Below are 24,369 nucleotides of genomic sequence, written 5' to 3'. Positions count from 1 at the left end.
GGTTTTGAGAAATCTCGAAACCTATAACAATCCAACAAAATGTAGCGGACCGCGACCGCTGATTAATTCAATAATCAAGGCAATAAAGCCAAGCATGGCTAAGCGACCGTTCCAAACTTCGGCGGCGGTTGTCATTCCCCATTCCCATCTTTCCTGGGGATACATCTTCATATTCTTCTTCGGGCGGGGCACTTCAGCAAAGGTACGAGGTGCTTTTTTTAGCGACTCAACCGTCAACTCAGCCAAAGCATCAATGAAAACTGGATGGGTGTTAAGGGCAGGAACTCGCTGGAAGTTTTTAATTCCTGCTTCTTCTGCCACTTCTCGATACTCGATATCGATTTCCTGTAAGGTCTCGATGTGTTCGGACACGAAACTAATGGGAGTAACTAATAAATCTTCGATTCCCTTCTCCCCTAATTCTTTTAGAGCATCTTCGGTGTAAGGCTTGAGCCATTCTACCGGACCTACCCGACTTTGATAAGCTAGCGTATAGTCGTTGGGACGGTTGAGGGTTTTCATTATCAAGCGCGTACATTCCTCGATCTCCTGTTGGTAGGGATCGCCTGCTTCGTCAACGTAACTTTGTGGAACGCCGTGGGCGCTAAAGAAAATATGAACGCGATCGGGGTCGGAAAATTTTTCTAGTTCTTGGACGATGAGATCGACCATTGCCTTGATGTATCCGGGACTGTCGTACCAGCAAGGAACGATCGTATAATCAATCTGTCTGAGGGCAGGGTCTTTTTTCCATATCTCTTCGAGGACTCGGAAACTAGAGCCGCTGGTGCTGATAGAAAATTGAGGATAGAGAGGGAGTATGACTAGCCGCTTGATGCGATCGCGTTTGATAGCTGCGATCGCTTCCTCCGTGAAAGGATGCCAATAGCGCATCCCTATATAAACCCTTGCCTCCTGACCGATTTCCGCTAGCCGTTCTTCTAGCGCCTGCGCTTGAGCTTCTGTAATTCGGCGCAACGGGGAACCTCCGCCGATTTGCATGTAGTTTTCTTGCGATTTTTGGAATCTTAAGGTTGAAATCAACCAAGCGAGCGGCTTTTGCAGCCAAGGAAAAGGAAGGCGAATAATTTCCGGATCGGCAAACAAGTTAAATAGAAAAGGACGAACGTCTTCTAACTGCTCCGGACCACCTAGATTTAGTAGTAAAACCCCGACACGACCCATGATTGTTACAGATCACTTACTTTTCATATTCTTTACCAAGTTTAACAATATATTGGTTTTTCGGTTAAAACAGGTAACGAATTATACGCTATCTTAAAGTCGCTCGGCGGGATTTTCGGCTTTCTGTTAATTTTTGTAATTATTAACTTTTAACTTAGGTTGAGGGGAGCAAGGGAGATGGGGAGTTGGGAGTGTGGGGAGTGTGGGAGGTGTGGGGAGTAGGGAGACTCCGAGACAAGGGGACAATTAACGACTAACCCCTGTACGGGCGGGTTTATCTAAAAACGCTAGAGATTAACCCACACTTACTGCAAAAAAAACATCCCTACGATTAATCCCCAATGACCAATGACAAAGGACAAATGACCAATCTTTTCATCCAATAACCGAGCGCTGTCAGTCTTTTTAAATAACAATAACAGCAACCAAGCATAAGCTCCCAGCTCTTTTTCCTCTCTTATCTCAATCATCCCTGGAGTTGCACTGAAATTTAATTTCAGATACTTTACTCCCTTTTTTTCAGCTGAGGAAATACGAGTGCTTAAGTTGATTGCTGCTATTGTCGATTAACGAGACAGATGCGAACTTAAACAGGTTTTTCTCCTATTAATTGAACTATCGAACCTTGCAAGTTTATCTGCCAGGAAAGCTTGTTTAGCTTCAATTCTTAATTTAGCATTCCATTCTTGTCGCTTCTAGAGATTGCAACTAAAGTTTACATTATGGGGATCGCAAAATAATCAAGAATAGATAATTATTCCTGCGATCGTGGCTGGAGCGATCGACCTAGCCAAAGTAAAAATCGAGAAATACAGTTAATAGAAAGGTCAATAGACCTGCCAAAATTAGTAAATAAAGCACAAATTTAGCTCGAAATGTTGATAGCATCAAAGGAATTGCTTTAAGATCGATAATCGAACTAAATAGCAAAAATGCCAGCAGCGCTCCTCTTAAAAAAGTAGCATTTAAAAAGCTAATAAAGAATACATCGGCTGTCGAACCAACTGAAAGGACGGTTCCAAGCAGCAGCATGACCAAAATTTGTGTAGCAGGAGTTTTTGCCCAATTCAGAAGCGCCTCTTGAGGAAAAAAAACTTGACAAATCGAGGCAATCGCACAGCCTAAAACCAGAAAACCGCCCAACTCTAGTAATTCTCGTACGGCATTTTCTACAAAAAGATTGGCAGCTAATTTTCGAGATTTTTTAGTTATTGTCGCTGCGCGATCGCCCTCATCTAAATTTTCTAGTTCCTGTAAAGGCTGGCTTGGTACGGGCAATGCCAAGAAAGTACCCGATCGTAGCAAGGGAAAGCGACTTTCGATCCCGTTTGCTTCTCCATCAGAAGGAAGCTTGTCGTTATAGGTACTAAAGATACAGGCAATAACGACTGCCATAATCCAGGCAAACAAAACCCGAAAGAAAATTATTCCCAGTTGTTCGGGAAAGGCTTTCCAAGTAATCCAGAGAACGATTGGATTAATTGTAGGTGCGGCAACCAGAAAACTCATCGCTACCGATTTAGGAATTCCCTGCAACAGCAACCGTCGCGTTACGGGGATATTGCCGTACTGACCTACAGGGACTATCAATCCTAACCAACTACCGACGATCGCGCCTAAAATAGGACGACGAGGAAACTTAGTAGCTAATCGATGCTCGTCAGCAAATACTAGCAACCAACTGGACACAAAAATTCCCAACAATAGGAAGGGAAACGCTTCTAAGAATAGGCTCAAAAACAAGGTAAAAGCGTAACTGAGCTGGATCATGTTACTAAAGCGGACAAATCGCTACATCGAGCATCGGGTTTAAAAAACAAGCTTACTGTATCGTGTTATCGACTGTGCAGGGAGAGCGATCGTTTCTTAAATACTAAGTTAATGGAGCCACAAATGCATTAAGCCTTTGATTGAAAAAGCGATCGCACTAAAAAACTAGAAGCAACCCTCAAAAACCTATAAGCGTGAGGAAATTGATGAGCCAACTACCAACTGATACTTGGGTGACAGCCACTTGGAATGAATATATCTTAGTTGCTGTCTCAATTTCAACGATCGAGATGAGGAGCGAGTAGAGCTAGCATAGATCTACAACCCATCACCAAGTAAAAGTATGGCTCGCATCAATCCTTACAGCCTGCGAATGCAAATCGGTCGCATGTTTGAGCAGGGACAATCGTTTTTCTGTACGATTAAAGTCCGCGATTGGCTCAAAGAACGCAATCAAGATCCCAACGCCTATGACATTATTTTCCATCCGCAACCCGCGCCACCAGGAGTGAATATGAGGACGATGGTTGAAATCGAACTGCGCCGCAAAGACGGACAACCTGTCGATCCCTGGTTGCAAGAAGAAATTAATCGCTACGCCTAAAATGTCATTTCCCTAATTTACGATTGTTGTAGCATCCGAGCAAATCTGGATCGAGCAGCGTTATCGAATCGATTTTAGTTAACTGCTTCCATCCAAGCAAGACACTGCTGCATTTGCTGGCGCATCGTTTCGGTATCGGCATGATAGCGGCGACCGTGACCAGGTAAAACCCACTCAAAAGTGTAGTTGGCTAACTCATGCATGGACTTGACCTGTTCCGACCAAGAGTACCAGCAATAGCGACGAAACGCATAGAGATGGTTCAAATAGGAAGACCAGGCAAGATGATCGCCAGTAAACAAAAATTTGTGACGATAGAGTAGAACCGTATGACCTTTGGAATGTCCGGGAACGGGAATAATTAATACGTCTGGAGCAAATTCTATTGGTTCGGTTCCCGTCAGCTGAATTTCTACATCTGCGGCACTCGATGTAATGTCATCTACATGGAGAATGCGATCGCAGTTAAAATGCTCTCTAAATTTTCGATGATTGGCTACGTCATCTCGATGGGTTAGATACATGTAGCGCACTCCTCCCATCTCCTCTAATCGTTTAACCAAGGAAGGCGCATAGCGAGGCGAATCGACCAAAATATTGCCATCCGAACGCTGAATTAAGTAACTAGCCGCACCGTAGGAATCCTCAGAATGATAGCCGCAGTGATAAACATTCTCTTCGATAAGAATGGGAATGCTTCGCTGAGCAGCTTTGATATCTTTGGGTTTTTCTACCGTGCCAATAGAAGCTGTCGGACAGGACAACAGCGCTTGCATGGCACGCAATCGTTCTATTTCGTTGGCGGGTTGATGATAGACAGCTGACTGTTCTCCCGAACGATTAAATATTTCTGGTGCCATCCAGCGACAAGTATCGCAGTCGATGCAGGTGGAATCGACATAAAAGTTGCCATCGACGTTTTCAGAACGTCGCTGTTTGAGCTGAGCCATTATTTTCTCCAACCCTTATAACTAAAAGTCTTGCGTCTATTCTAGTTCATAAATGTAGTCGTTATGAATACGTTTTATGTCATAAAGCGACAAAATTAAAGCGATCGCACCTCACAATCGAGAGCGATCGCCCCAGCCTAAACTCAACCTATGTCAACTTCAGTTATGGATTTCAATTCTTGCCATTTCGTTGTAGAGAAACAACGCGCTCTTCCATAGGAATATAAGATAGAGCGTGATCGCCAGTATAAATCTGCGTAGGACGGTAGATACGGTTAACTTCCAGTTGCTCTTTCCAATGGGCTAGCCAACCAGCAACTCGCGAGATACCAAAGATTGGCGTAAACAGGTCGTTAGGAATTCCCAACTTGCGATAAACCAAACCGGAGTAGTAATCTACATTGGGATAAATTCCCCGTTCTCCAAACCCTTTCTCTTCTACAAGAACCTTTTCTAATTTGACAGCAACGTCGTAATACTCGTCGCGACCCTTCTTTTCAAAAAGCTCTTCTGCCCAATTTTGCAACATAATTGCGCGGGGATCTTTAACTTTCCAAACGCGATGTCCAAAACCCATAAATTTATGTTTGGGATTTTGCTTTAGGCACTTTTCTACATAAGGGTGGACATTATCTACCGAGCCAATTTCTTCAAGCATTTCGAGAACTTCTTCATTGGCTCCCCCATGCAACGGTCCAGCTAGCGTTCCCACAGCAGAAGCAATCACTGCATAGGGGTCGGTTAAAGTCGAAGCCGTCACCCTTGCCGAGAAGGTAGAAGCATTCATGGTATGCTCGGCGTGAAGGATTAGACAACGGTCGAAAATCTCGGCTTCTTGAGGATCGGGAATCCGCTCGGTGAGCATGTATAAAAAGTTAGCAGAATAGTCCAGATCGTCGTTGGGTTGAACGGGGTCATTCCCCCTGCGCATCATATGAAACGCTGCCACCATGGTTGGAATTTTAGCCAGCAGGCGCACGACTGCTGCTCGGATATAAGCTTGATCGTCTAAGGCTCGACGGGAGTAAAATAGCCCTAGCGCTGCCGCCGAGGTTTGCAGCGCGTCCATCGGGTGTCCCGTTTCTGGGAAGCATTTCATCATGTCGCGAATGCGATACTTGATGCGTCGATGGTAGCGGATTTCTGTTTCAAACGCGGCGAGTTCCTCTTTAGTCGGTAGTTTACCCCAAATCAAGAGATAGGCTACTTCGAGAAAAGTACTTTTGACGGCGAGTTCCTCGATTGGAATACCGCGATATTCGAGAATTCCTTTCTTCCCGTCTATATAACTGACGCTAGATTGAGCGGCTGGAATTCCTTCCAAGCCCGGTTTATATTCGCAAGCTGTTGTCATGGTTCTAATCGTGACGTTTCTACTACCTGAAGCTAACTTACCTCAAGGTGCTCTAGTGTCTTCGGTTTTACCGAAATGCTTTAATGATTGTTTATTATCTAGAGCATTATTTAGAGCCTAGAGCAGCCATTTTGGCGAGGTTAGTAAAAATAATTCGCTGTTGCCTAGAGGGTTTTCTCCATCGGGCAGGAGCAAGCCGATAACACCTGCTTTTTTCACCACTAACTTTTCTTTCGGACTTCCCCACACTAAAACTTCTGCCCAATTTCCTAAGTCCGGTTGATGACCTACTAGGGCAAGACAGTTATTTCCTTTATTGTATCGAGATTCCAACCACCAGTTTGCCCAAACCCGTACATCGCCATCGGGAGCTAGGGCAGCAAATTCTTCTAGGCGATCGCATAAACCCGCTTTTTGCAAAATCTCAGCCGTTTGATACGCCCGCACTAGCGGACTGGTCAAAATTAAATCGAATCGCACCCCAATATCATACAAGCGTTGGGCGACTTGCTGCGTCCTTAAACGACCTTTATCCGTCAGGGGTCGTTCTTCATCGTTAGGATACTTAAGGGGATCGCGATCGCCAGCAATTCCGTGGCGGATGAGGTAGAGTTCCATAAGAAAGAGGAGTGTGGGGGGAGTTAGGGGATGGGGAGAAAAGAAACAAGACCAATCACTTTCCGCTAACTACTATCTACTAACTAATCCCCAATCCAAAATCGAAAATCCTTTCATCGAATGACCAGTGACCAATGACCAGAAATAATGGGATACAAGCCCCATCTTTCCAGACGGCTTTATTATTTATGTTATCCTAGTTGCCGTAGAAGAATCTCCGCCCTATAAGGGCGGAGATTGTCAATTGACGGTCGGTTAGTTCCATAATCTGCTTCATTGACAATTTAGGTTCGCTCCCCCTAAAACTGGTAACTGTACGGGGCGACATGCTTTGCTCCTACCAGTCGCTAGTCACCGTCAATGGTATTACCTTATTCAATAATTCAAGACTATCGGGGAAAGCGTCCTTTCAGAACGCTGCTCTTACTCTATCGCCAAGACCTCCGCTATATTGGGCTGTCAATGATGTTTTATGTCATCAAGCACAGCCCTGAATGGCTTAGACCCCTTATTCTGGCTAATATTATCGATATTATCTCGACTCCGAGCCAGCATGCTTTCTGGGAACTCTGGTTGAATGGAGCTATCTTTGCGGTTTCTGTGGTACAGAATATTCCTACTCACTATCTGTACGTCCGATTTATGAGTTTAGCTACTCGGAGAATGGAGTCTAGACTGCGCGCTGCACTGATTCAACGACTGCAAGAACTCTCCCTAGAATTTTATTACCAAAACAGCACGGGACTCATGCAATCCAAACTTCTCAGGGATGTAGAATCGATTCAACTGCTGACAAGTCAGTTATTTGAATTTTTGCCCTCTGCGCTGCTAACCATTCTCATCGCACTGATTGTAACAGGCATTCGCGTTCCTAGTTTCTTACTGTTTTTCCTGGCAACCGTACCGCTAACCGTCATTTTAATGCGAGTACTGATAAAACCGCTCAGCGATCGCAATCAGAAGTTACGGCAGCAGTATGAAACCATGTCGGCGTATCTGGTTGAAATGGTCAAGCTAATTCCCATAACTCGCGCTCATGGAGCAGAAAGCACCGAAATCGATCGCACTCACAACAAGCTTATTTTATTTCAGGAGGCGGCAATGCGCGTCGATCGCATTAATGCGATCGCGGGTGCAGCCTCCTGGGTGACGTTACGGCTGTTCGGTTGTCTGTGTCTGATTGTCTCAGCTGTTCTTGCCTATAAAGGTCAATTTGGAGTCACTGCGGGTAGCGTCGTCTTACTGACTGGCTATTTTGACTCGCTGACGACTTCGATATTACAGATTCTTGCCGTCCTACCGCAAATCGGGAGAGGATTCGATGCCATTCGCTCGGTTGGAGAAATTCTCGAATGCCCGCAAATAGAACCCAATCATGGCAAAATTCTCGTTACCGAAGTACGAGGGGCTTTCACTTTCGAGTCGGTCGGTTTTACCTATCCCTATGCCGAAAAACCCGCCCTTGCCGATTTTTCCCTTGCAGTCAGTCCGGGAGAAACTATCGCGATCGTCGGGGCTTCGGGCGCGGGCAAGTCCACCCTTCTCAATCTAATTATCGGCTTTTTGCGTCCGAGTGCCGGACGAATTTTCCTCGACGGACGCGATCTCAATACCTTAGATCTGAGAACCTATCGGCGTTTCCTTTCCGTAGTCTCTCAGGAGACAATTTTATTTGAGGGAACAGTTGAGGAAAATATTCTCTACGGAACCGCTGGGGCAAGCGAGACACAATTGAGGCAAGCGATCGAGGATGCTAACGCCCTCGAATTTATCGAGGAACTGCCTCAAGGACTCAATACCCCGATTGGGGAAAATGGGGTGAGACTCTCTGGCGGACAGCGGCAGCGAATCGCGATCGCCCGCGCTCTTATCCGCAATCCTCGCGTGTTGCTGCTTGACGAGGCAACGGCTTCGCTAGATTCTGCCTCAGAATCTTTGATTCAGGAAGCGTTAGAACGTCTGATGGGCGGGCGTACCACCTTTGTCGTTGCCCATCGCCTCTCCACTATCCGCAAAGCCGATCGCATCGTCGTTTTGGAGGCAGGACGCATTGTCGAGAGCGGCAGCCTCCAGCAACTGCTAGATAATCAAGGTCTGTTTGCTCGACTTTACGCTTTGCAAATGAGTAAACTTCCTTTGGTTCGATTGTCGGGCGAGTGACTGTTTCTTTATCTAATTTGCATGCTTAACATAATCATAAATCTTACTGGAAATTTAATTTAGAGTTTTTATTTTTCTAGTTTAAATTTTTAATTACTTGTTATTTCTTCCAACTATTTTTAGTTAACAAGCTAGCAAAAATTCTTAATAAAATTTTCGATTGCTTGAAAAGATAAATTATAGGATAATAATTGAATACATTTTTTTGAAACCCAATGTTTATTTGTTGGCGGTTTTAAAAGTTTTTCTAAACCGCTTTTGCTTAAATTAGTTATATGATTCGTATTCTCGTAGTTGACGATCAAAAAACCGTCCATCAAGCATTGAAAGGCTATTTAGATACCGAACCAGATCTAGAGATAGTTGGATTTGCTACTAACGGTCATGAGGCTGTAGCACAAGTAGAAAAACTCAACCCAGATCTAGTGTTAATGGATATTGAGATGCCAGGGATCAATGGCTTGGAAGCTACTAGGATCATCTCGGAACGCTTTCTCTCAAGCAAAGTTTTAATGCTTACTAGCTACGACGACGAGCAATATCTAAATTGTGCTTTACAAATGGGAGCAAAAGGATATCTTCTCAAGACTACTCCCGCACGAGAATTAGTAATGGCAATTCGCTATGCTTATAAAGGTTATTTTCAGCTTGGCCCCGATCTGATCGGAAAATATGTTAGTAAAATTCCAAGATTACAGGCGGATTCAAATGAAAACAATCGCTTGAGAGAAGCGCTTAAACTGCAAATTCAAACGCCAGAGAAAATCAAGAAAGAAATTAAAAAAATCTTAGAGCAAGAAAATAGAGTTTCTGTCGCCCAGTATACAAATTTACAAATCAAAGTCGATAACCTTTCGCATTTAACCCGTAGGTTGGAGAAACAAATAGCTTCTTTATATAAATTTTTCTTCGTTAATGTTTTTTTGATTATCTTGATTATGCTAGGAACTCTGTATGTTTTTACTCAGACCTTGTAGCAAGAGAAATAAATTGTTTGTGCTTTCTTCATCCTCGTTGTGAATTCTAGGAGTTCCAATTGCTCGTATTATTTTATTGCTCGCTTGATTTTATAACAAATGTTCGATATAATAAAATCAACATCAAACCTCCGAAAACATCCCCTATGCCCAAAATTGTAGACCATGACTTATACCGCAAAGAATTGCTCGCCAAGAGCTTTGACTTGTTTGCCGAAAAAGGCTATGGAACGATTACCATGCGCAAGATTGCCGAAGGACTGGGAGTTTCTACTGGAACGCTCTATCACTACTTTCCTAGCAAACAGGCTTTGTTCGAGCAGTTGGTTGAAGAATTAGTCGAAGGAGACATCCTGCGGGTAACGGCAGAATTAAAAGATGCTCGAACTCTGGAGGAACGAATTGAGAAATCATTTGACTTCATCAGTCGCAATCAGGATTATTTTTTTAAGCAAACACTTATCTTTGCAGATTTTTACAAGCAGCAGCAACAGCAAGGACGAGAGTTAAGCGATGCACTCAGACAATCGTGCATGCGAGTAGCAAAGTCAATGTCAAAACTTTTGGGCATTGAAGATCCCGAATTGATTACCTTCTTACTCAGCTTAGTAGATGGTCTGATCTGGCGGCAGATATATGGTTATGGATGCGTTGATTACTCAGCTCAAGCTAAAGTCCTGACGAAGATGTTAACTGCCTATCTCAATAACAATAATAAGTTAAGGAAGTAAATCATGAGTCTGCAAGGTTTGCCGAAAAAGTCTACTCGCTGGATAATTGGTTCGGTAGCGATGGGAATCGCTTTTACAGGAGCGATCGCACTCTATAGCATTTCACACTTACAATCAGCAAAGGAAACTACATCTGAGTCGGCACGAGTTCCTCAACTCAAAAAAGTAACTGCACTAGGACACTTGGAACCGGAAGCAGAAGTCGTTCCCGTCGCCGCACCCATAGCGCTAGATGGAGACAGAGTTGCCCAACTACTCGTCAAAGAGGGCGATCGCGTTAAAGCGGGACAAGTTATTGCCATACTCGATTCGCGCGCTCGCTTGCAAGATGAGGTCGCGCAAGCTAGAGAGCGGGTCAAAATGGCGCAAGCCAAACTCGCCCAAGTCAAAGCAGGGGCGAAAACTGGGGAAATTCAGGCGCAGCAAGCCGCGATCGCGCGTCTAGAAGCCGAACAAAGCACGGAAATTGAAGCCCAAAAAGCGACGATCGCGCGAATCGAAGCCGAACGACATACAGAAATTGAAGCTCAAAAAGCCGCGATCGAGCAGATAAAAGTCCAGCTTGCCAATGCCGAAGTAGAATACAAACGCTACCAAACCCTTTTTAAAGAGGGAGCCACTGCTGCCTCGTTACTCGATAACAAGCGCTTAGCCTTCCAAACGGCACAGCAGCAACTCAAGGAAGCGCAAGCTAACCTCAAACGCATTCAAACCTCCAGAGGGCAGGAACTGAACGAGGCGCGAGCTACTCTCAGGCGCATTCAGACCTCGCGATCGCAACAACTCAAGCAAGCTAAAGCCACTTTAGACCAAATTGCCGAAGTTCGTTCTGTAGACGTGCGATCGGCGCAAGCAGAGGTCGATAACGCCATAGCAGCACTCAAACAAACTCAGACCAATCTAAATCAAGTTTATATTCGCGCGCCGATGGCGGGAAGAATTCTCAAAATTCATGCGCGACCGGGCGCAAAAATTAGCGATTCTGGAATTGTGGAAATCGCTCAAACCGACCAAATGCTGGTGGTAGCAGAAGTTTATCAAACCGATATCGGCAAAGTGCGACTCGGACAGAAAGCTGTCATTACCAGCAATACATTTCCAGGCGAATTGCGGGGAACGGTATCGGAAATTGGCTGGCAGGTTAGCCGCCAAAACGTTTTTAGCAACCAACCTGGAGAAAACCTCGATCGCCGCGTGGTAGAAGTCAAAATTCGCCTCGATCCCGAAGATAGCAAGCGCGTGGAAAGGTTGACTAATTTACAAGTTCAAACGGCGATCGCATTATAAATTCTGGAGTTGGACTGAGATAATTGCGAATTGGATTGACTTTGTTGGAGGGGTGGGTCGATCGCGCATTTTTGTTGTATGATTAATAAAGTGTAAAATACGGCTCAGTAGCTCAGCGGTAGAGCAGCGGACTCATAAGCCGTTGGTCGTTGGTTCAAATCCGACCTGAGCCATTCCGAGACTGGTACAAAGGAGTATGAGGAGCGGCATGTATCCCTTTCTCCTGCCTCCTTTGCTCTCTTGCTTGCTAGCCCCCAATCCCTAAACGCCCTGCTAAACCCGGACTGAGAGGAATCAAGGTTGCCAACATCAAAAACAGTGCTAATAGACCCCAAGCAGCGCGAGTATCGTCAGGTTCGGTTAGTTCGTTGAGGCTAGGACGTTCTAGATCGCGTTGTAAAAATAGAATTAAAACTGCCCAGTACAGAGGAATGGGATTGGCAGGGTTAATTAAAGCAACGAGTCCTAAGAGAACTAAAGTAGCAATAGAAGTGCGTCTGGCTATCTTCCTTCCGTAGATGGCTTGAACGATTCTTCCCCCGTCTAATTGTCCGGCAGGTAGCAAATTTAAGGAGGTAATCACTAGCCCTAACCAGCCGAGTATCGTCAGCGGATGAACGTCAACGATCGCTTTTTGCAACTGCTCCCCTAAAACCACTCTGGCAAGACTTCCCACCAAAATCGAGCCTTGGAAAAATTGGCTGGGAACTTGAAACAAACTGCCCGGACGGGAGAGGATTAACCCAGCGACTAGCATCGCTAAAGAGACGATGCCGCCAAAGGCTGGACCAGCAAGCGCCACGTCAAACAAAGCAGTTCGGTTAGGAAGCAAGGACTCAAAGCGAGTAATTGCCCCGAAGGAACCAATTTGCCAAGTTGGAAGGAAAAAGGGAACGCTCAGGCGAATATTATATCGTTTGGCTGCGATGCGATGACCGATTTCGTGAGCGACTAGGATTGCCCAAAGTCCGAGACTCAGGGGAATAGCTTCCCGGTAACGACCTAAATTGCTGAATAAATCAAACCCTAGCAAAAGTCCAGCCGATTCTAAACTCGTGGCGATAGTGGCAATAAGTAGGACTAACGCTAAGTTTTTCTGAGCAAGAGTTGTCGGTTGCGGGTCGTTTGTGCTGGGAAGGACGATAACAACGGGTTTTCCTTCCGTCCCTTCTACCATAAACAACCGATATTTTTCGCCAAAATTTTCTTTAAGTTTTTCTGAAAGGCGAGCATGTACGGTTTCGGGTTCCCCTCGCAGATTTCCTTTAAAAATTGCGCCTTCTTGATAGGAAATCGTTTCTGTAGCGAAAAAAGTATCTATGCCAAAAATCCCTTTGATGAGTTTTAGGTCGTCTTCTGGGATCGGCAAGATCTCTGGAACGATAGCTTCTGGCTGCTCTCCAGTTTTTGGCGCCGTTTCGGAAGTTGGGGGAAGATTTGTCTCTCGTTCGTCTTTGAGCTTTTGGGCAGCTCTCTCGCGTAAAATAGCGTCTTGTCCTTCTGCTCTGAGGCGATTTCCTAAATAAATATAGACGACGACTGAAGCGACGAGTAGGAAGAGAATGCCCACCAAATTCAAATAGATTCCCGCCGCGAATAAGCCAAAGAAAATTAACCAGGGAGCCATGAGAATAACGGATTGCAACCAGGCTAAGATCCCCAATTTGCCATAGGCTTTTGCCCGATTGTACCCCCAAGCTAAAATTCCTAGCGCGACTAGAACAATAGCGGCAATGGCAGTAGTTTCTGATGCGTTAATCATTTTGGCTCCGAGCGTTACAGTTGAGTGCGATCTTGGAGAGCAGCGCGAAGATTGCCTTGGTGTCGTTCTAGGAGGCGATCGCCCGCTTCGGCATCCAATCCGCTCCAGTGCATTAACAGGGCGAGTTTAACCCGCTTGCCGCTGCGTTCTAGGAGTTTATCAGCTTCTTGGCGGCTGAGTTGGGTGATATCTTGTAGGATGCGCAGAGCGCGATCGCGCAGTTTGCGATTGGTGACGGCTACATCGACCATGCGATTGCCGTAGACTTTTCCCTGGCGTACCATCACCCCCGTGGAGAGGATGTTTAATGCCATTTTAGTCGCTGTCCCGGCTTTTAGTCGCGTCGATCCTGCTAAAACCTCCGGTCCGGTGAGCAAGCGAATGTCCACATCAGCGTGAATGGCGACCTGCTCGGCAGGAACGCAGCTAATGGCAATGGTCGTCGCGCCTCGTTGCTTGGCGGCTTCGATTGCCCCATGGACGAAGGGAGTAGTTCCCCCCGCCGTAATGCCGACTACGACATCTAATTCATTGATTCGTCGCTCGGCGATCGCAGCCGCTCCATCTTCTTTTCTATCTTCTAAATCTTCCGAGCTGCGAACTAGGGCGGTTGCCCCTCCGGCAATGATTCCCTGTACCATTTCCGGCGGCGTACAGAAAGTCGGAGGACATTCCGCCGCATCTAATACGCCCAAACGTCCGCTCGTTCCCGCACCGACATAAAAAAGCCTTCCTCCCCGACGCAGCGACTCGGCGGCCAGGTCGATCGCCCTTGCCAATTCCATCCGCGCTTTGGCGATTGCCGCTAAGGTTTGAGCATCTTCTTGATTGAAAAGATCGACGAGTTCTAGCGATGTCAGTCCATCTAGATTGCGGCTGTTGGGATTAATCTGCTCTGTGAGCAGGTGACCTCTTTCTTCCAAAGTTTCCATTGTGAATTTTGAATTGTTTAAAGTAGCCCTTCGAGCCGACGACGAATACTCTCTAACTCAGATGGGGATATTTCTGAGTCGGTTTCCGTTCCGGTTTCCGTTCCGGTTTCCGTTTCAGTTGCCGTCTCCGGTTCTGAATAATTCCCGTCTGGTTTCCAATCTGTGTTTTCGACATTTTTGTCGGGGGGAATAGCTAGCATGCCATCCTTGACAATTTCCCAATCATAGTCCGCGCTACGGCAAAATTCCTCGATTTCCTCGGAATCGATCGCTTCTACGGTTGGGGCTGGAAAGTCTTGAGCTTCTAGCAGGAGAGCATAGCGAGTCGCGTCATCTTCTGACTCAAACATCAAGACTTTATTGCGATCGCCTATTTGAATCGTGTGGATGCCTTCATTTTCAGTTCGGGCATTAAACAACAGTACGAATACGCGCATAGTTAAGTCCTCCTACAGGAACCGATCCTAACTACAGGAGCGTTAAGAATGAATCTTTATTTACATAAGAATATCCAACAATGAAGACAATTGAACATCCCACCTTCTGGAGAAATTAAATCAGAGACGACAAAATCTGGGCAGGTTGTACGCCTGCCCGCCAAAAAACGAATTCAATGAATTTCAGAGCGCCTGATTATCTAACAGCATATTGCTCGACTTGCTGCTTGACAGATCTAAGGAGGTTTTCTAAGGTATCTTCGTAAATCCCATAAAATAAGGCGCGATCCTTGTCTTTCGGGACGACGGAGACTTGATGGGTAATCAGAACTCGATCGGACGAAACGGGATCGATTCGCCAAGCGCCTTCAAGAGAGTTTAAATCTCCTTGAACCAGGCTAAAATCAATTTGCTTGGGATAGGTTTCTGTTGCGGCAATGCGAACGCGCTCCTCCTTAGTAAAAATTAGAGCCTTGATGACGTAAACCTGTTCAAAAACTTTCCGATTGCCTTTATTTTCTACAATTTGGCTAGAGACGACGTTGGGATAAAAGTTCTCGAAATTATCGTAGTCGGTTAACACCTTCCAAACCGTGGCAACGGGTGCATTGACTAACACTCGACAAGTATATTGTCCTTCGCGACCCGTCAGAACGGCTGCCCCCGACTCTAGGGCGGCTTGTTCTTGGGCTGGAAGGCTCGCGATCGGGTTGTTAGCCGTCCCTGCCAAGACTAGAGGACTGAATGCTAGGGTTGCACCGAGAGCGATGGCGGGAAGGGAGCCTGCCAGCGAGCGACGGTGCTTTTGGAAATGAGGAGTTACGAACACTGCTAAACCTGATGACATTAAATTTCGCCTATTGTATATCATGTTGTTTCTATCCAATAACGTTGTCTCTGAAACGGATAGGTAGGTAATATTACCTTGCGACGCAGATAGTCTCGGTCAAAACCCAACCAATCTACAGACGCTCCCCGCAAGTATAACTGGAGCAGACTCAATAAGATTTGTTGCCAGTCTTCTCGTTCTGGTGACAAACTAGACAGCCAGAGTCCGCTGGCTTCGGTTTTTAGAAAAGTAGGCTGGGGACTAATTTCTATCAAGATCTCACAACCTAACTGGTGTAAAGTTTTGATTCCCTCTGTTAACTTTATCGATGTTTTTTCGCGATCGCGCCAATAATCGGGAGATATTAGAGCGTCATTGGCAACTTTTCCGGTTTTCGGAGAAATTATTGGAATTTTTGGCTCACAATAGCGGACTGCCCCAGCCGTTACCTCCGCAGAAGCGGCAATAATTAATTGCAAGCAGTCTTCTAGGCTCAATACTCCCGCCGCGCAAGCAGCCACGTATTCTCCTACTCCATAGCCCATAACAACAGAGGGTTCTATCCCCCAGGATTTCCACAATTGACATAGGGCATATTCGAGAGCAAAGGCTCTGAATTTTGAACGATCGACTTTGAATTCTGAAGGGAAGATTTCAGCACATGTATCGATAGCAGTGCGAAAGGTAGGTTGGGTTTCGTAGAGTTTTTGTCCCAAGGTAAAGGATTGTGAATCTTCTTGTGCAAACAGAAATGCTATCTTAGGGCGATTGGGATTGGGAACTCTTCCTTGCAGGATTCCTTCAGCGTTTTGCCCGGTTGTAAAATTAGCTAACTTCTCCCGCAGTTGAGCGACAGAAGAGGCAATGATGCCCAATCGATAGTCAAAATGCGATCGCCCTGTATTCGCAGTAAAACAAATATCTCCTATTTCTAAAAACGGATGAGATTCTAAAAAGATTGCATATCGTTGGGCTAACTCTCTCAAAGCCTTCTCATTTTTGGCCGAGAGAGTCAATAAATGTAGCGGACGTTCGATGACTTCCGACTTCTGTAGGGGCGGATTTTTTAGATTAACGGTTGCTAGGTTCCTAGAGTTTTCAGATAAACCCGCCCCTACAACTCCTGACTCCCGAACGACGACATGAGCGTTAGTACCGTTAAAGCCAAAGGAACTAACTCCTGCTAAGCGCGGTTTTTCTCCTCTCAACCAAGAAATTCTTTGTGTCGGTACTTTTATTGGCAGTTCCTTCCAATTAATGTGGGGATTGGGAACCTGGAAATGCAAATTGGGTGGAATCTCTTCGTTTTGAAGCGCAAGAACCACTTTAATTAGGCTAGCAATGCCAGCAGCCGCTTCTAGGTGACCGATATTGGTTTTTACCGAACCGATTATTAGCGGTCGATCGCTAGAACGTTCCTTGCCAAATACTTCGCCTATCGCTCCTATTTCAATGGGATCTCCGAGAGCCGTACCAGTGCCATGAGTTTCTATATAATCGATCTGGTGTGGTTCGATGCGACTGTTTTTCAATGCCTGCTCGATCGCCGCCTGTTGCGAGGGTCCATTAGGTACGGTCAGTCCGCTAGTGCGACCGTCTTGATTGACAGCCGAACCGCAAATGAGTGCGAATATATTATCTCCTGCTGCAACTGCATCGCTAAGGCGCTTGAGAACGATCGCCCCGCACCCTTCCGCACGAACAAATCCATCGGCAGAAGCATCAAAGGTTTTGCAACGACCGTCGCTCGAAAGCATTTTCGCTTTTGAAAAATTGATACTCGCTTCTGGCGCAAGAATTCGGTTAACTCCTCCCGCTAAAGCCAAATTACATTCTTGGTTGCGCAGGCTTTGGCAAGCTAAATGAACGGCAACTAGCGATGAAGAACATGCCGTATCTATTGATAGGCTGGGTCCGTTGAAACCAAAAATATAAGACAAGCGACCTGATGCCATACTGTGAGTATTGCCCGTTGTTAGGTAAGCATCGATTTCAGTCGGTTTTCTTAAGAGCAAGCGATGCCAGTAATCGGTACTGCAAATACCGATGAATACTCCCGTCTGACTGCCCATGAGCTTGTCAGGTGCTAGCCCTGCATTTTCTAAGGCTTCCCAGCTTACTTCCAAAAGCAGGCGTTGTTGGGGGTCGAGACTAAGGGCTTCTCGCGGCGCCATGCGAAAGAACTGAGCGTCAAACTCTTGTAGGTGAGGAACAAACCCCCCGTAACGATTACAGATCTTCCCTGGCGTATCTGGGTTTGAGTCGTAGTAAGTATTAATGTTCCATCGATCGGAGGGAACTTCTGTAATGGCATCTACTCCATCCCGCAACAGTTGCCAGAAAGCCTCCGGGTTATCGGCACCGCCAGGAAATCGGCATCCCATGCCAATAATGGCTATTGGCTCGTTTTGAGCGCGTTCCAAGGCTTCTAGCTTGGCTTGCATTTGCTTGAGTGCTAGTAAGGCCCGCTTGGTTGGGGATAGATTTTCAGGTTGTTCGGAGGCAGTTCCCATTAGATAATTACTGTGCCTGTCTTCTATAAGCCATATAGATTACAACTGAGATCTTGCACGATTCCCAACAGTCAGTGCAAGCTCTCAGTTAAAATTTTGCTTTGCTATTCCTTATGTAAGATGACTCGCTCAACCAGAGAGGTAGACTGAAAATGTATGCTCTAGGGAATCAAAAATGCTCGAACCTATTGGCGTAGAAAGACAATCGGTCGTCACTTCTCTCGGAACTATGGTGTACTATACGCCAACCAAACCACCTTGGCGAGAGGAAGATAAACCTGACAGCGAAAATCTCCCGACTCTAATTTTCTTACATGGCTTCGGTGGTGGATCTTCTGCCTATGAATGGTCAAAAGTTTATCCAGCTTTTGCTAGCGACTATCGCGTATTAGCACCAGATTTAATTGGTTGGGGTCGTTCCGAACATCCCGAACGCAATTATCTACCTGAAGATTATATTCGCACGATTATCGAGTTTATCGAGAAAACTTGCGATAGTCCTACACCAGTTATAGCCTCATCTCTGACGGCAGCGTTTACCATTCGCGCCGCGATCGCTCGCCCGGACTTATTCAAGTCCTTGATTCTGACTACTCCAGCCGGGTTATCCGACTTCGGAGAAGATTATACTCGCAGTATCTTTGCTCAGATCGTCAAAGTCCCTTTTCTAGATAAATTCCTCTATAGTGCTGGTGTAGCGACAGAAGGCGGGATAGAGAACTTTCTTAAAAATAACCAATTTGCCGCTCGCGATCGCGTTTATCCAGAAATTGTCAAGGCTTATCTCAAATCTGCCCAACAACCTAACGCAGAATATGCTGCCCTCTCTTTTGTCCGGGGCGATTTGTGTTTCGATCTCTCAAAATACATCACTCAGCTAAAGACTCCTACTGCCATAATTTGGGGTCGCAAATCTCAGTTTACGGGTCCCGAAATCGGAAAGCGTCTAGCTGCTCTCAATCCAGAAGCTGTTAAGGTCTTTCTGGAATTGGATGAAGTAGGATTGACACCCCAGCTTGAATTACCTGGGGTGACAATTGGTTTAATTCGCAAATTTCTTAAATTGCTCGAAGAGTAATTGATTGGCTCTAACCGCCAGCAACGGCAGGAACGATACTCACCTCATCTCCATCTTTGAGCGGAGTTTCGGCTCCATCTAAAAAGCGAATATCCTCGCTGTTGACGTAGAAGTTCAAGAAGCGGCGCAGCTTGCCTTCTTCATCGCACAAACGAGCTTTGATACCGGGACAGTTGTGTTCTAGCGAGTCAATTAATTCGCTCACGGTAGTTCCGGTACATTCAATTGTCGCGCGATCGCTAGTGAATTTTTGCAGTGGAGTAGGAATTAAAACTTTTACAGCCATAAATTCAGTTATTAGTTATCACAGATGAGTAGTTAGTCGTTAATAGTTAGTAGTTAGTAGAAAAACTATCCACTAACTACTAACCAATAACTAAACCAAAACTTGTTGCCATTCAAGGCGTTCTAGCGTCCGAGAACGTTCTAAAGCACGCTCGAAACTATCTAATTTTGGCTCAATGACTAGAGGTTCGCCAATGTAACCCTGCACGGCTTCCTGAGTCTTGAGTCCGTTACCCGTAATATAAACTACTGTAGTTTCATCGGGGTCGATTTTTCCGGCTTCTACCAATTTCTTTAATACTGCAACAGTCGTACCGCCTGCGGTTTCGGTGAAGATTCCTTCGGTTTCGGCTAGTAACTTGATTCCTTCGACAATTTCGGCATCAGTAACCGATTCAATATTACCACCTGTCTTCCTCGCAATTTCTAGTGCATAAATCCCGTCAGCCGGGTTGCCAATGGCAATAGACTTGGCAATTGTATTGGGTTTGACAGGCGTAACAAAGTCTCTTTCTTCCCTGAAAGCTTGCGCGATGGGAGAACATCCTTCTGCTTGTGCGCCGCTAAAGCGAACGTTTTTATCTTCTACTAAGCCAACTTTAACGAACTCTTGGAAGCCCTTGTAAATCTTGGTGTATAAAGAACCAGATGCGAGAGGCGCAACGATATGATCCGGAAGTTTCCATCCCAACTGTTCGGCAACTTCAAATCCTAATGTCTTTGAGCCTTCAGAATAGTAGGGACGCAAGTTGATGTTGACAAATCCCCATCCATAGGTATTACCCACTTCCGAACACAGGCGGTTTACTTGGTCGTAATTGCCTTTAACCGCCATGACAGTAGGATTGTAAATTAAAGTGCCTAGGACTTTTCCAGCTTCGAGATCCGCAGGGATGAAAACGCAGCAATCTAATCCTGCATGAGCTGCGATCGCGGCAGTAGAATTAGCTAAGTTACCCGTACTGGCACAGGAAACCGTTGTAAATCCTAGTTCGCGGGCGCGAGTCAGCGCAACGGATACTACCCTATCCTTGAAGCTGAGGGTAGGCATATTGACGGCATCATTTTTGATGTAGAGATTCTTCAAACCCAGGCGACGCGCCAAGCGATGAGATTTGACTAGGGGAGTCATCCCAGTTCCCACGTCAATAGGATTTTCAGTAGCGACGGGGAGAAATGCCCGATAGCGCCAAATTGAGTTTGGTCCCGCTTGGATGCTTTCGCGACTAACTTGGCGGCGAATGAGGTCGTAGTCGTAAGCCACTTCTAGAGGCGCAAAGGTTTCCTCACAAATATGGAGAGCTTTAAGCGGGTATTCGGTTCCTCCTTCTTTAGAAACTAGCTTGGTGAAGGTGGGAGTAAAAGTAGATGGGGTTTGAGTTTGGGTTGCCTGGGTCATGGTCGGTGTCTCTCTATCATCCGTCAACTTCGCTCGATAGTATCACAGTCAAAAATCCCCGTCAAACATACCCTACTTATTTTGTCGGGTATAGGAAAAATATCGTGTGATGGCAAGAGTAGAGACAGAGAAATCAAGCATCAACCGCCGGGGAATTTATTCCCCGTCTCATATACCAAGTCCCTTGAAATGGACTCAGATACCGATCGAGTCGTCTTTAGACGACTTTAAATATGAGGCAGCGTTTGAATCGCTGACTGACCTGACATTCCCAGTGCAGGAGAACGTAACGAAGAATCTCTATTTGGAGTTAGTATATTTATATGTTTCGCTTCGCGATCGCTACGCTCAACATGACATGACGAAGTACTTTTCAGACTCCACCGTCTCACGGCAGAGTACCTTGCACATTCTCTACTTTTGGGACAACCTGTCAGATTAATAGCAATATCTACCCTTATCGTCAGGAGTAGGTTGCTCTTGCGCCGATCGCAATGCGCCTAAAAGGGTAGAAACAATAACGCAGCGTTTTGTTCCACTACCATTTTTTAGGGATAAAGTCAAGCGCCCTTTGGTACGAATGGTTGTATTAGTACAGGTGTCTTGCGGATTGTAGACTGGGCAACCTTTGTGATTGAAGCGAATGCGAAATATCCCCCCTGCTCTAGGTAAGTTAGATTCGGAGTCGATCTGAATTGAATTGGAAAAATCCTGCCAAGAAATTTGCGCAGTAGGAAGACTAGCTCTATGTACCGCCCACCGAACGACTCTGCCCTGTTCTTGAAAACTTGCTTGCCAAGTTTCTTTCTCTTGTTGCGCTTTACTTTGCGCTTGCCGCATTGCTTGGTAGACTTGATTATTAGAGGCATTGAGTTGCTGGCGATTGAAAAAAGCGATCCAACTAGGAGCCGCGATCGCGCTTAGGATACCAACTATAATAACTACTACTAAAATCTCCAGTAAAGAGAATCCTTGAATAGAATTATAACTTTTTTGGTAATTTTTCATCTAAAATTTAGCAAAAAAAAGCACAATAGTATTAGACTACTATATTTTATTGCCTTTAATTGCAATTTGTATCTTGACTACTTCTAATTGCTCCTAGTTGAGTAGAAATAATAATACAGCGTCTTGGATTTCCCCCATTTTGATTCAATAAAGTTATTCGTTGAGGTACTGTCAGAGTAGTATTGATACAGGTATCTGTCGTAGCATTAACGGGACAACCCTTATAATTGAATCGAATTCTATAAATACCACTTGATGTAGAAGTTTCTAATAAATTGGTTTTAGTAGTGTCGATCCGAATAGATTGAGGAAATTCCTTCCAAGAAGGGCTTGTAACCTTAGCTGAATGAACTGCTAACTTAGCAACTCCACTTTCCTCTTTCAAGCTTACTTGCCAAGTTTCTTTCTCCTTTTGGGCTTGACTTTGAGCTTGACGAATTGCCTGGTAAACTTGATTGTTAGCCTCGTTAAGACGCTGACGTTCGATGAAAGCCACCCAGCTAGGAGCCGCGATCGCAGCTAAAACACCAGCGATAATAATAACAACTAAGATTTCTATCAGTGTATAGCCAGCTTTAGACTGATATACATATAAATTTTTTTTCATTCTTTTACGATTTTTTCAATAACGCCACGACTAATGACTTGAGCTTTTAAAGGAGCGAGTAATTCCTCTTTATCTAATCCTGCATTACCATTAGCATTCCCTGTTAAGAAGAGAATGATATCTTGGTTAGCGGTATCATTTTGATTAGTCCCAACACAGGCAAAAAAGCTTTTAGATTTACTACTATCAGTAGGGGTGCGTTGATAGGTATATTGACTATCGCCAGCAGGGCAAGCAGGGAGAGTTATATTAGAGTCAGTGGGTAAGGCGACGAAATCGACTAGAGGAATAGTAGTGCTTGATATTGTGCCTGGAGCTTGAGCATTATTATTATCGATATCCCTAGGCCAGCTTGTAAAAGTACTATCTAGTCTGGGGTCAGCATAACCTGGATTGCGCGTCAGGGTACTTAAATCACCATACTTGCGTAGCTGATAGCGAAGAATCCTAGACTTGCCCTCCCACGTTTTAGGATTAGAATCCGTAGTAGATAGCAAATACATGACCAGTGTATAAGCGCGGCGTTCTATTTTTAGCGCCTCACACTCATTTTTTTTTGAGGTAGAGATTGTACTGCAATTTGGAAGACTTCCACTTGCAGAATAGGGAACTGGCTCTACTTTCCAGAAAGCAATAATGGGTATTGTGTCAGTAGAAGTACTGCTAAAAGGTAAATAAGAAAGTATGCTATTCAAGCCATTGCCATCGTAGGTATAAACGGCTTCGCGCAAATCTTCCTCAATAAATGCTAATGCTCTCTTCATATCCTGCTGAGTTGAGCTAAGAGCAAGTTCGCGCTGGTTTTCTCTAAGCATATCGTTCATTACCCACAGCAGACCTGAAACAACTATGCTGCCCAAGATGCTGACCATCAAAAGCTCAATTAGAGTAAAACCAGCCGTTTTACTTTTGTGGAACAATCGTCCTAATTGATTGACACTTGCGTTATGAAAGCGTAAGCTCATGTTGTCCTCTCAAATTTAAAGTGAAGACTTTTAAGGAGCTAAATACTCCTTATATTCGTCAAGAGATTTTTTCGTGTCGCTACGAACTATTTCAGCGTAAAGAACGGCTAAAGGGTGAGTTGCCTGCTCTTTTAGCCCTTGCGTAAAACCTAAAGAAGCGCGTTGCGTTTCCAGATTACTTAAATTATCTTTAGCCACAATGGAATAAACGCGAACCCCCATTCTAAATAAGGAGAATTCGTCTTGGGAAACACCGCTATTAAAAGTTTGTCCACCATCTCGAAAAAGCTGGACGAGAAAGTCGGGTTTACCATCATTGTTAACATCTACTTCTAAAGCCTTTGTAGCTGTTAAAGCAGAGTAACTTGTTACAGTTGCTGTTGGTCTACCAACATCTGACAGATTAGTGACGCTGGTTGCTTGAGGCGGTACTTTATCTGTATCCGTTGCTTTGACTCCCCGCATAATATTAACCTGAGCGCGATCGATCTCGCTCTGAGCCAGATTCATCGCTTGTTCGGCTCTAAAATGTTGAATGCGGGTGGCAGCAATAGTTAGCCAGACAGGTGCAAAGACACCGACAACAATGCTAGAAACTAAAATTCCTACTAAGACTTCCATCATGGTTAGTCCCTTGTCGGAGGCTCTAACGTCGATCGATTTTATTAATTTCGGTAAGAGGCTATAACTGCGGCGTTCTAGTTTCTGAGATTGCATGAATGCCATCTGAATCTTCTCCGACGAATGGAATTGGAAATTAAAGACTAGGTTATGGTTTTTGCTTGATTGATTTATAATTTTCAGTTTTTAGTTATCTTCTATTTTAGTTATCTTCTAAATGTGTAAAGATTTTGCTAGTAGTGCAGGCAAGATGCCTGCGCGAGCGTCTCGCTCGCACTAGGTTATCTCTTTGAGTGC

The 24,369-nt window shown here is 45.2% G+C and carries 23 protein-coding genes and 1 tRNA gene; 8 read left to right on the top strand and 16 right to left on the bottom strand.

All coding sequences use genetic code 11. From position 1 onward, the window contains the following. Positions 1–21: 21 nt before the first annotated feature. Positions 22–1,185, bottom strand: a complete 1,164-nt coding sequence (gene hemH / locus PLE7327_RS15850) for a ferrochelatase (RefSeq protein WP_015144816.1) — start codon at positions 1,183–1,185, stop codon at positions 22–24. Between the two features lie 786 nt (positions 1,186–1,971). Further along, the gene (locus PLE7327_RS15845) at positions 1,972–2,955 is read right to left on the bottom strand and encodes a permease (RefSeq protein ID WP_015144814.1); all 984 of its coding nucleotides are present in this window, start codon (positions 2,953–2,955) and stop codon (positions 1,972–1,974) included. A 343-nt stretch (positions 2,956–3,298) separates the two neighbouring features. On the opposite strand from PLE7327_RS15845, the gene PLE7327_RS15840 reads away from it, so the two are divergent. After that, positions 3,299–3,559 (top strand): hypothetical protein, encoded by a 261-nt coding sequence (locus PLE7327_RS15840; RefSeq protein ID WP_015144812.1) that lies wholly within the window; start codon positions 3,299–3,301, stop codon positions 3,557–3,559. Positions 3,560–3,633: 74 nt separating this feature from the next. Here PLE7327_RS15840 and PLE7327_RS15835 read toward each other — a convergent pair whose 3' ends face one another. The 3 genes from PLE7327_RS15835 to sixA form a co-directional block, all read right to left on the bottom strand. After that, on the bottom strand, positions 3,634–4,509 hold the full coding sequence (locus PLE7327_RS15835) for an MBL fold metallo-hydrolase (protein ID WP_015144811.1): 876 nt from the start codon (positions 4,507–4,509) through the stop codon (positions 3,634–3,636). A 172-nt stretch (positions 4,510–4,681) separates the two neighbouring features. Beyond that, complete coding sequence (locus tag PLE7327_RS15830) at positions 4,682–5,863, bottom strand: citrate synthase (protein ID WP_015144810.1); 1,182 nt, start codon at positions 5,861–5,863, stop codon at positions 4,682–4,684. A gap of 117 nt (positions 5,864–5,980) precedes the next feature. Further along, positions 5,981–6,481, bottom strand: coding sequence for a phosphohistidine phosphatase SixA (gene sixA, locus PLE7327_RS15825; protein ID WP_015144809.1), 501 nt, complete (start codon positions 6,479–6,481; stop codon positions 5,981–5,983). A gap of 360 nt (positions 6,482–6,841) precedes the next feature. Between sixA and PLE7327_RS15820 the strand changes: the two genes are divergently transcribed. From PLE7327_RS15820 to PLE7327_RS15800, 5 genes are all read left to right on the top strand, one after another. Continuing rightward, positions 6,842–8,641, top strand: coding sequence for an ABC transporter ATP-binding protein (locus PLE7327_RS15820; protein ID WP_015144808.1), 1,800 nt, complete (start codon positions 6,842–6,844; stop codon positions 8,639–8,641). A gap of 275 nt (positions 8,642–8,916) precedes the next feature. Beyond that, the gene (locus tag PLE7327_RS15815) at positions 8,917–9,618 is read left to right on the top strand and encodes a response regulator transcription factor (RefSeq protein ID WP_015144807.1); all 702 of its coding nucleotides are present in this window, start codon (positions 8,917–8,919) and stop codon (positions 9,616–9,618) included. A gap of 146 nt (positions 9,619–9,764) precedes the next feature. Continuing rightward, entirely contained in the window at positions 9,765–10,349 is a 585-nt protein-coding gene (locus PLE7327_RS15810; protein ID WP_015144806.1) for a TetR/AcrR family transcriptional regulator, read from the top strand. A 3-nt stretch (positions 10,350–10,352) separates the two neighbouring features. Beyond that, entirely contained in the window at positions 10,353–11,636 is a 1,284-nt protein-coding gene (locus tag PLE7327_RS15805) for an ABC exporter membrane fusion protein (protein ID WP_015144805.1), read from the top strand. Between the two features lie 101 nt (positions 11,637–11,737). Beyond that, a tRNA-Met gene (locus PLE7327_RS15800) sits at positions 11,738–11,809 on the top strand. 74 nt (positions 11,810–11,883) lie between these two features. Here PLE7327_RS15800 and PLE7327_RS15795 read toward each other — a convergent pair. The 5 genes from PLE7327_RS15795 to PLE7327_RS15775 form a co-directional block, all read right to left on the bottom strand. Continuing rightward, positions 11,884–13,398, bottom strand: coding sequence for a site-2 protease family protein (locus PLE7327_RS15795; protein ID WP_015144804.1), 1,515 nt, complete (start codon positions 13,396–13,398; stop codon positions 11,884–11,886). A gap of 14 nt (positions 13,399–13,412) precedes the next feature. Next, positions 13,413–14,330 carry an N-acetylmuramic acid 6-phosphate etherase gene (gene murQ / locus PLE7327_RS15790; protein ID WP_015144803.1) on the bottom strand — a complete coding sequence of 306 codons (918 nt, stop codon included), beginning with the start codon at positions 14,328–14,330 and terminating at the stop codon, positions 13,413–13,415. A gap of 17 nt (positions 14,331–14,347) precedes the next feature. Beyond that, complete coding sequence (locus PLE7327_RS15785; protein WP_015144802.1) at positions 14,348–14,767, bottom strand: DUF3110 domain-containing protein; 420 nt, start codon at positions 14,765–14,767, stop codon at positions 14,348–14,350. 196 nt (positions 14,768–14,963) lie between these two features. After that, positions 14,964–15,614, bottom strand: a complete 651-nt coding sequence (locus PLE7327_RS15780; RefSeq protein WP_015144801.1) for an SRPBCC family protein — start codon at positions 15,612–15,614, stop codon at positions 14,964–14,966. A gap of 20 nt (positions 15,615–15,634) precedes the next feature. Further along, complete coding sequence (locus PLE7327_RS15775; protein WP_015144800.1) at positions 15,635–18,109, bottom strand: type I polyketide synthase; 2,475 nt, start codon at positions 18,107–18,109, stop codon at positions 15,635–15,637. Positions 18,110–18,284: 175 nt separating this feature from the next. On the opposite strand from PLE7327_RS15775, the gene PLE7327_RS15770 reads away from it, so the two are divergent. Next, positions 18,285–19,187, top strand: a complete 903-nt coding sequence (locus tag PLE7327_RS15770) for an alpha/beta fold hydrolase (protein ID WP_015144799.1) — start codon at positions 18,285–18,287, stop codon at positions 19,185–19,187. A 10-nt stretch (positions 19,188–19,197) separates the two neighbouring features. On the opposite strand, the gene PLE7327_RS15765 is transcribed toward PLE7327_RS15770, so the two are convergent. Continuing rightward, on the bottom strand, positions 19,198–19,473 hold the full coding sequence (locus PLE7327_RS15765; RefSeq protein ID WP_015144798.1) for a MoaD/ThiS family protein: 276 nt from the start codon (positions 19,471–19,473) through the stop codon (positions 19,198–19,200). Positions 19,474–19,563: 90 nt separating this feature from the next. Then, positions 19,564–20,871: a threonine synthase gene (gene thrC / locus PLE7327_RS15760; protein WP_015144797.1), complete on the bottom strand. Its 1,308-nt coding sequence runs from the start codon at positions 20,869–20,871 to the stop codon at positions 19,564–19,566. Positions 20,872–20,980: 109 nt separating this feature from the next. On the opposite strand from thrC, the gene PLE7327_RS15755 reads away from it, so the two are divergent. After that, positions 20,981–21,313 carry a hypothetical protein gene (locus tag PLE7327_RS15755; RefSeq protein ID WP_015144796.1) on the top strand — a complete coding sequence of 111 codons (333 nt, stop codon included), beginning with the start codon at positions 20,981–20,983 and terminating at the stop codon, positions 21,311–21,313. On the opposite strand, the gene PLE7327_RS15750 is transcribed toward PLE7327_RS15755, so the two are convergent. The 4 genes from PLE7327_RS15750 to PLE7327_RS15735 are packed head-to-tail and all read right to left on the bottom strand — an operon-like array spanning position 21,310 to position 24,177. Continuing rightward, positions 21,310–21,879 carry a GspH/FimT family pseudopilin gene (locus PLE7327_RS15750; protein WP_015144795.1) on the bottom strand — a complete coding sequence of 190 codons (570 nt, stop codon included), beginning with the start codon at positions 21,877–21,879 and terminating at the stop codon, positions 21,310–21,312. The two genes, PLE7327_RS15755 and PLE7327_RS15750, sit on opposite strands and share 4 nt — an antisense overlap. A gap of 55 nt (positions 21,880–21,934) precedes the next feature. Beyond that, positions 21,935–22,486: a Tfp pilus assembly protein FimT/FimU gene (locus PLE7327_RS15745; protein WP_015144794.1), complete on the bottom strand. Its 552-nt coding sequence runs from the start codon at positions 22,484–22,486 to the stop codon at positions 21,935–21,937. Beyond that, complete coding sequence (locus PLE7327_RS15740; RefSeq protein ID WP_015144793.1) at positions 22,483–23,451, bottom strand: type II secretion system protein J; 969 nt, start codon at positions 23,449–23,451, stop codon at positions 22,483–22,485. Before PLE7327_RS15740 ends, PLE7327_RS15745 begins: the two co-directional genes overlap by 4 nt. A gap of 30 nt (positions 23,452–23,481) precedes the next feature. Then, positions 23,482–24,177, bottom strand: a complete 696-nt coding sequence (locus tag PLE7327_RS15735) for a hypothetical protein (RefSeq protein WP_015144792.1) — start codon at positions 24,175–24,177, stop codon at positions 23,482–23,484. Positions 24,178–24,369: the final 192 nt, after the last annotated feature.

The sequence above is a fragment of the Pleurocapsa sp. PCC 7327 genome (genome assembly GCF_000317025.1).
Lineage (GTDB): Bacteria > Cyanobacteriota > Cyanobacteriia > Cyanobacteriales > Microcystaceae > Hydrococcus.
Note: the sequence above shows the minus strand (reverse complement) of the source record. Positions and strands in the feature narration are given on the sequence as shown.

Excerpts from the sequence above, each read along its gene's own strand:
- hemH (WP_015144816.1), bottom strand. The coding sequence starts at position 1,185 with ATGGGTCGTGTCGGGGTTTTACTACTAAATCTAGGTGGTCCGGAGCAG.
- PLE7327_RS15845 (WP_015144814.1), bottom strand. The coding sequence starts at position 2,955 with ATGATCCAGCTCAGTTACGCTTTTACCTTGTTTTTGAGCCTATTCTTA.
- PLE7327_RS15840 (WP_015144812.1), top strand. The coding sequence starts at position 3,299 with ATGGCTCGCATCAATCCTTACAGCCTGCGAATGCAAATCGGTCGCATG.
- PLE7327_RS15835 (WP_015144811.1), bottom strand. The coding sequence starts at position 4,509 with ATGGCTCAGCTCAAACAGCGACGTTCTGAAAACGTCGATGGCAACTTT.
- PLE7327_RS15830 (WP_015144810.1), bottom strand. The coding sequence starts at position 5,863 with ATGACAACAGCTTGCGAATATAAACCGGGCTTGGAAGGAATTCCAGCC.
- sixA (WP_015144809.1), bottom strand. The coding sequence starts at position 6,481 with ATGGAACTCTACCTCATCCGCCACGGAATTGCTGGCGATCGCGATCCC.
- PLE7327_RS15820 (WP_015144808.1), top strand. The coding sequence starts at position 6,842 with ATGGTATTACCTTATTCAATAATTCAAGACTATCGGGGAAAGCGTCCT.
- PLE7327_RS15815 (WP_015144807.1), top strand. The coding sequence starts at position 8,917 with ATGATTCGTATTCTCGTAGTTGACGATCAAAAAACCGTCCATCAAGCA.
- PLE7327_RS15810 (WP_015144806.1), top strand. The coding sequence starts at position 9,765 with ATGCCCAAAATTGTAGACCATGACTTATACCGCAAAGAATTGCTCGCC.
- PLE7327_RS15805 (WP_015144805.1), top strand. The coding sequence starts at position 10,353 with ATGAGTCTGCAAGGTTTGCCGAAAAAGTCTACTCGCTGGATAATTGGT.
- PLE7327_RS15795 (WP_015144804.1), bottom strand. The coding sequence starts at position 13,398 with ATGATTAACGCATCAGAAACTACTGCCATTGCCGCTATTGTTCTAGTC.
- murQ (WP_015144803.1), bottom strand. The coding sequence starts at position 14,330 with ATGGAAACTTTGGAAGAAAGAGGTCACCTGCTCACAGAGCAGATTAAT.
- PLE7327_RS15785 (WP_015144802.1), bottom strand. The coding sequence starts at position 14,767 with ATGCGCGTATTCGTACTGTTGTTTAATGCCCGAACTGAAAATGAAGGC.
- PLE7327_RS15780 (WP_015144801.1), bottom strand. The coding sequence starts at position 15,614 with ATGTCATCAGGTTTAGCAGTGTTCGTAACTCCTCATTTCCAAAAGCAC.
- PLE7327_RS15775 (WP_015144800.1), bottom strand. The coding sequence starts at position 18,109 with ATGGGAACTGCCTCCGAACAACCTGAAAATCTATCCCCAACCAAGCGG.
- PLE7327_RS15770 (WP_015144799.1), top strand. The coding sequence starts at position 18,285 with ATGCTCGAACCTATTGGCGTAGAAAGACAATCGGTCGTCACTTCTCTC.
- PLE7327_RS15765 (WP_015144798.1), bottom strand. The coding sequence starts at position 19,473 with ATGGCTGTAAAAGTTTTAATTCCTACTCCACTGCAAAAATTCACTAGC.
- thrC (WP_015144797.1), bottom strand. The coding sequence starts at position 20,871 with ATGACCCAGGCAACCCAAACTCAAACCCCATCTACTTTTACTCCCACC.
- PLE7327_RS15755 (WP_015144796.1), top strand. The coding sequence starts at position 20,981 with ATGGCAAGAGTAGAGACAGAGAAATCAAGCATCAACCGCCGGGGAATT.
- PLE7327_RS15750 (WP_015144795.1), bottom strand. The coding sequence starts at position 21,879 with ATGAAAAATTACCAAAAAAGTTATAATTCTATTCAAGGATTCTCTTTA.
- PLE7327_RS15745 (WP_015144794.1), bottom strand. The coding sequence starts at position 22,486 with ATGAAAAAAAATTTATATGTATATCAGTCTAAAGCTGGCTATACACTG.
- PLE7327_RS15740 (WP_015144793.1), bottom strand. The coding sequence starts at position 23,451 with ATGAGCTTACGCTTTCATAACGCAAGTGTCAATCAATTAGGACGATTG.
- PLE7327_RS15735 (WP_015144792.1), bottom strand. The coding sequence starts at position 24,177 with ATGGCATTCATGCAATCTCAGAAACTAGAACGCCGCAGTTATAGCCTC.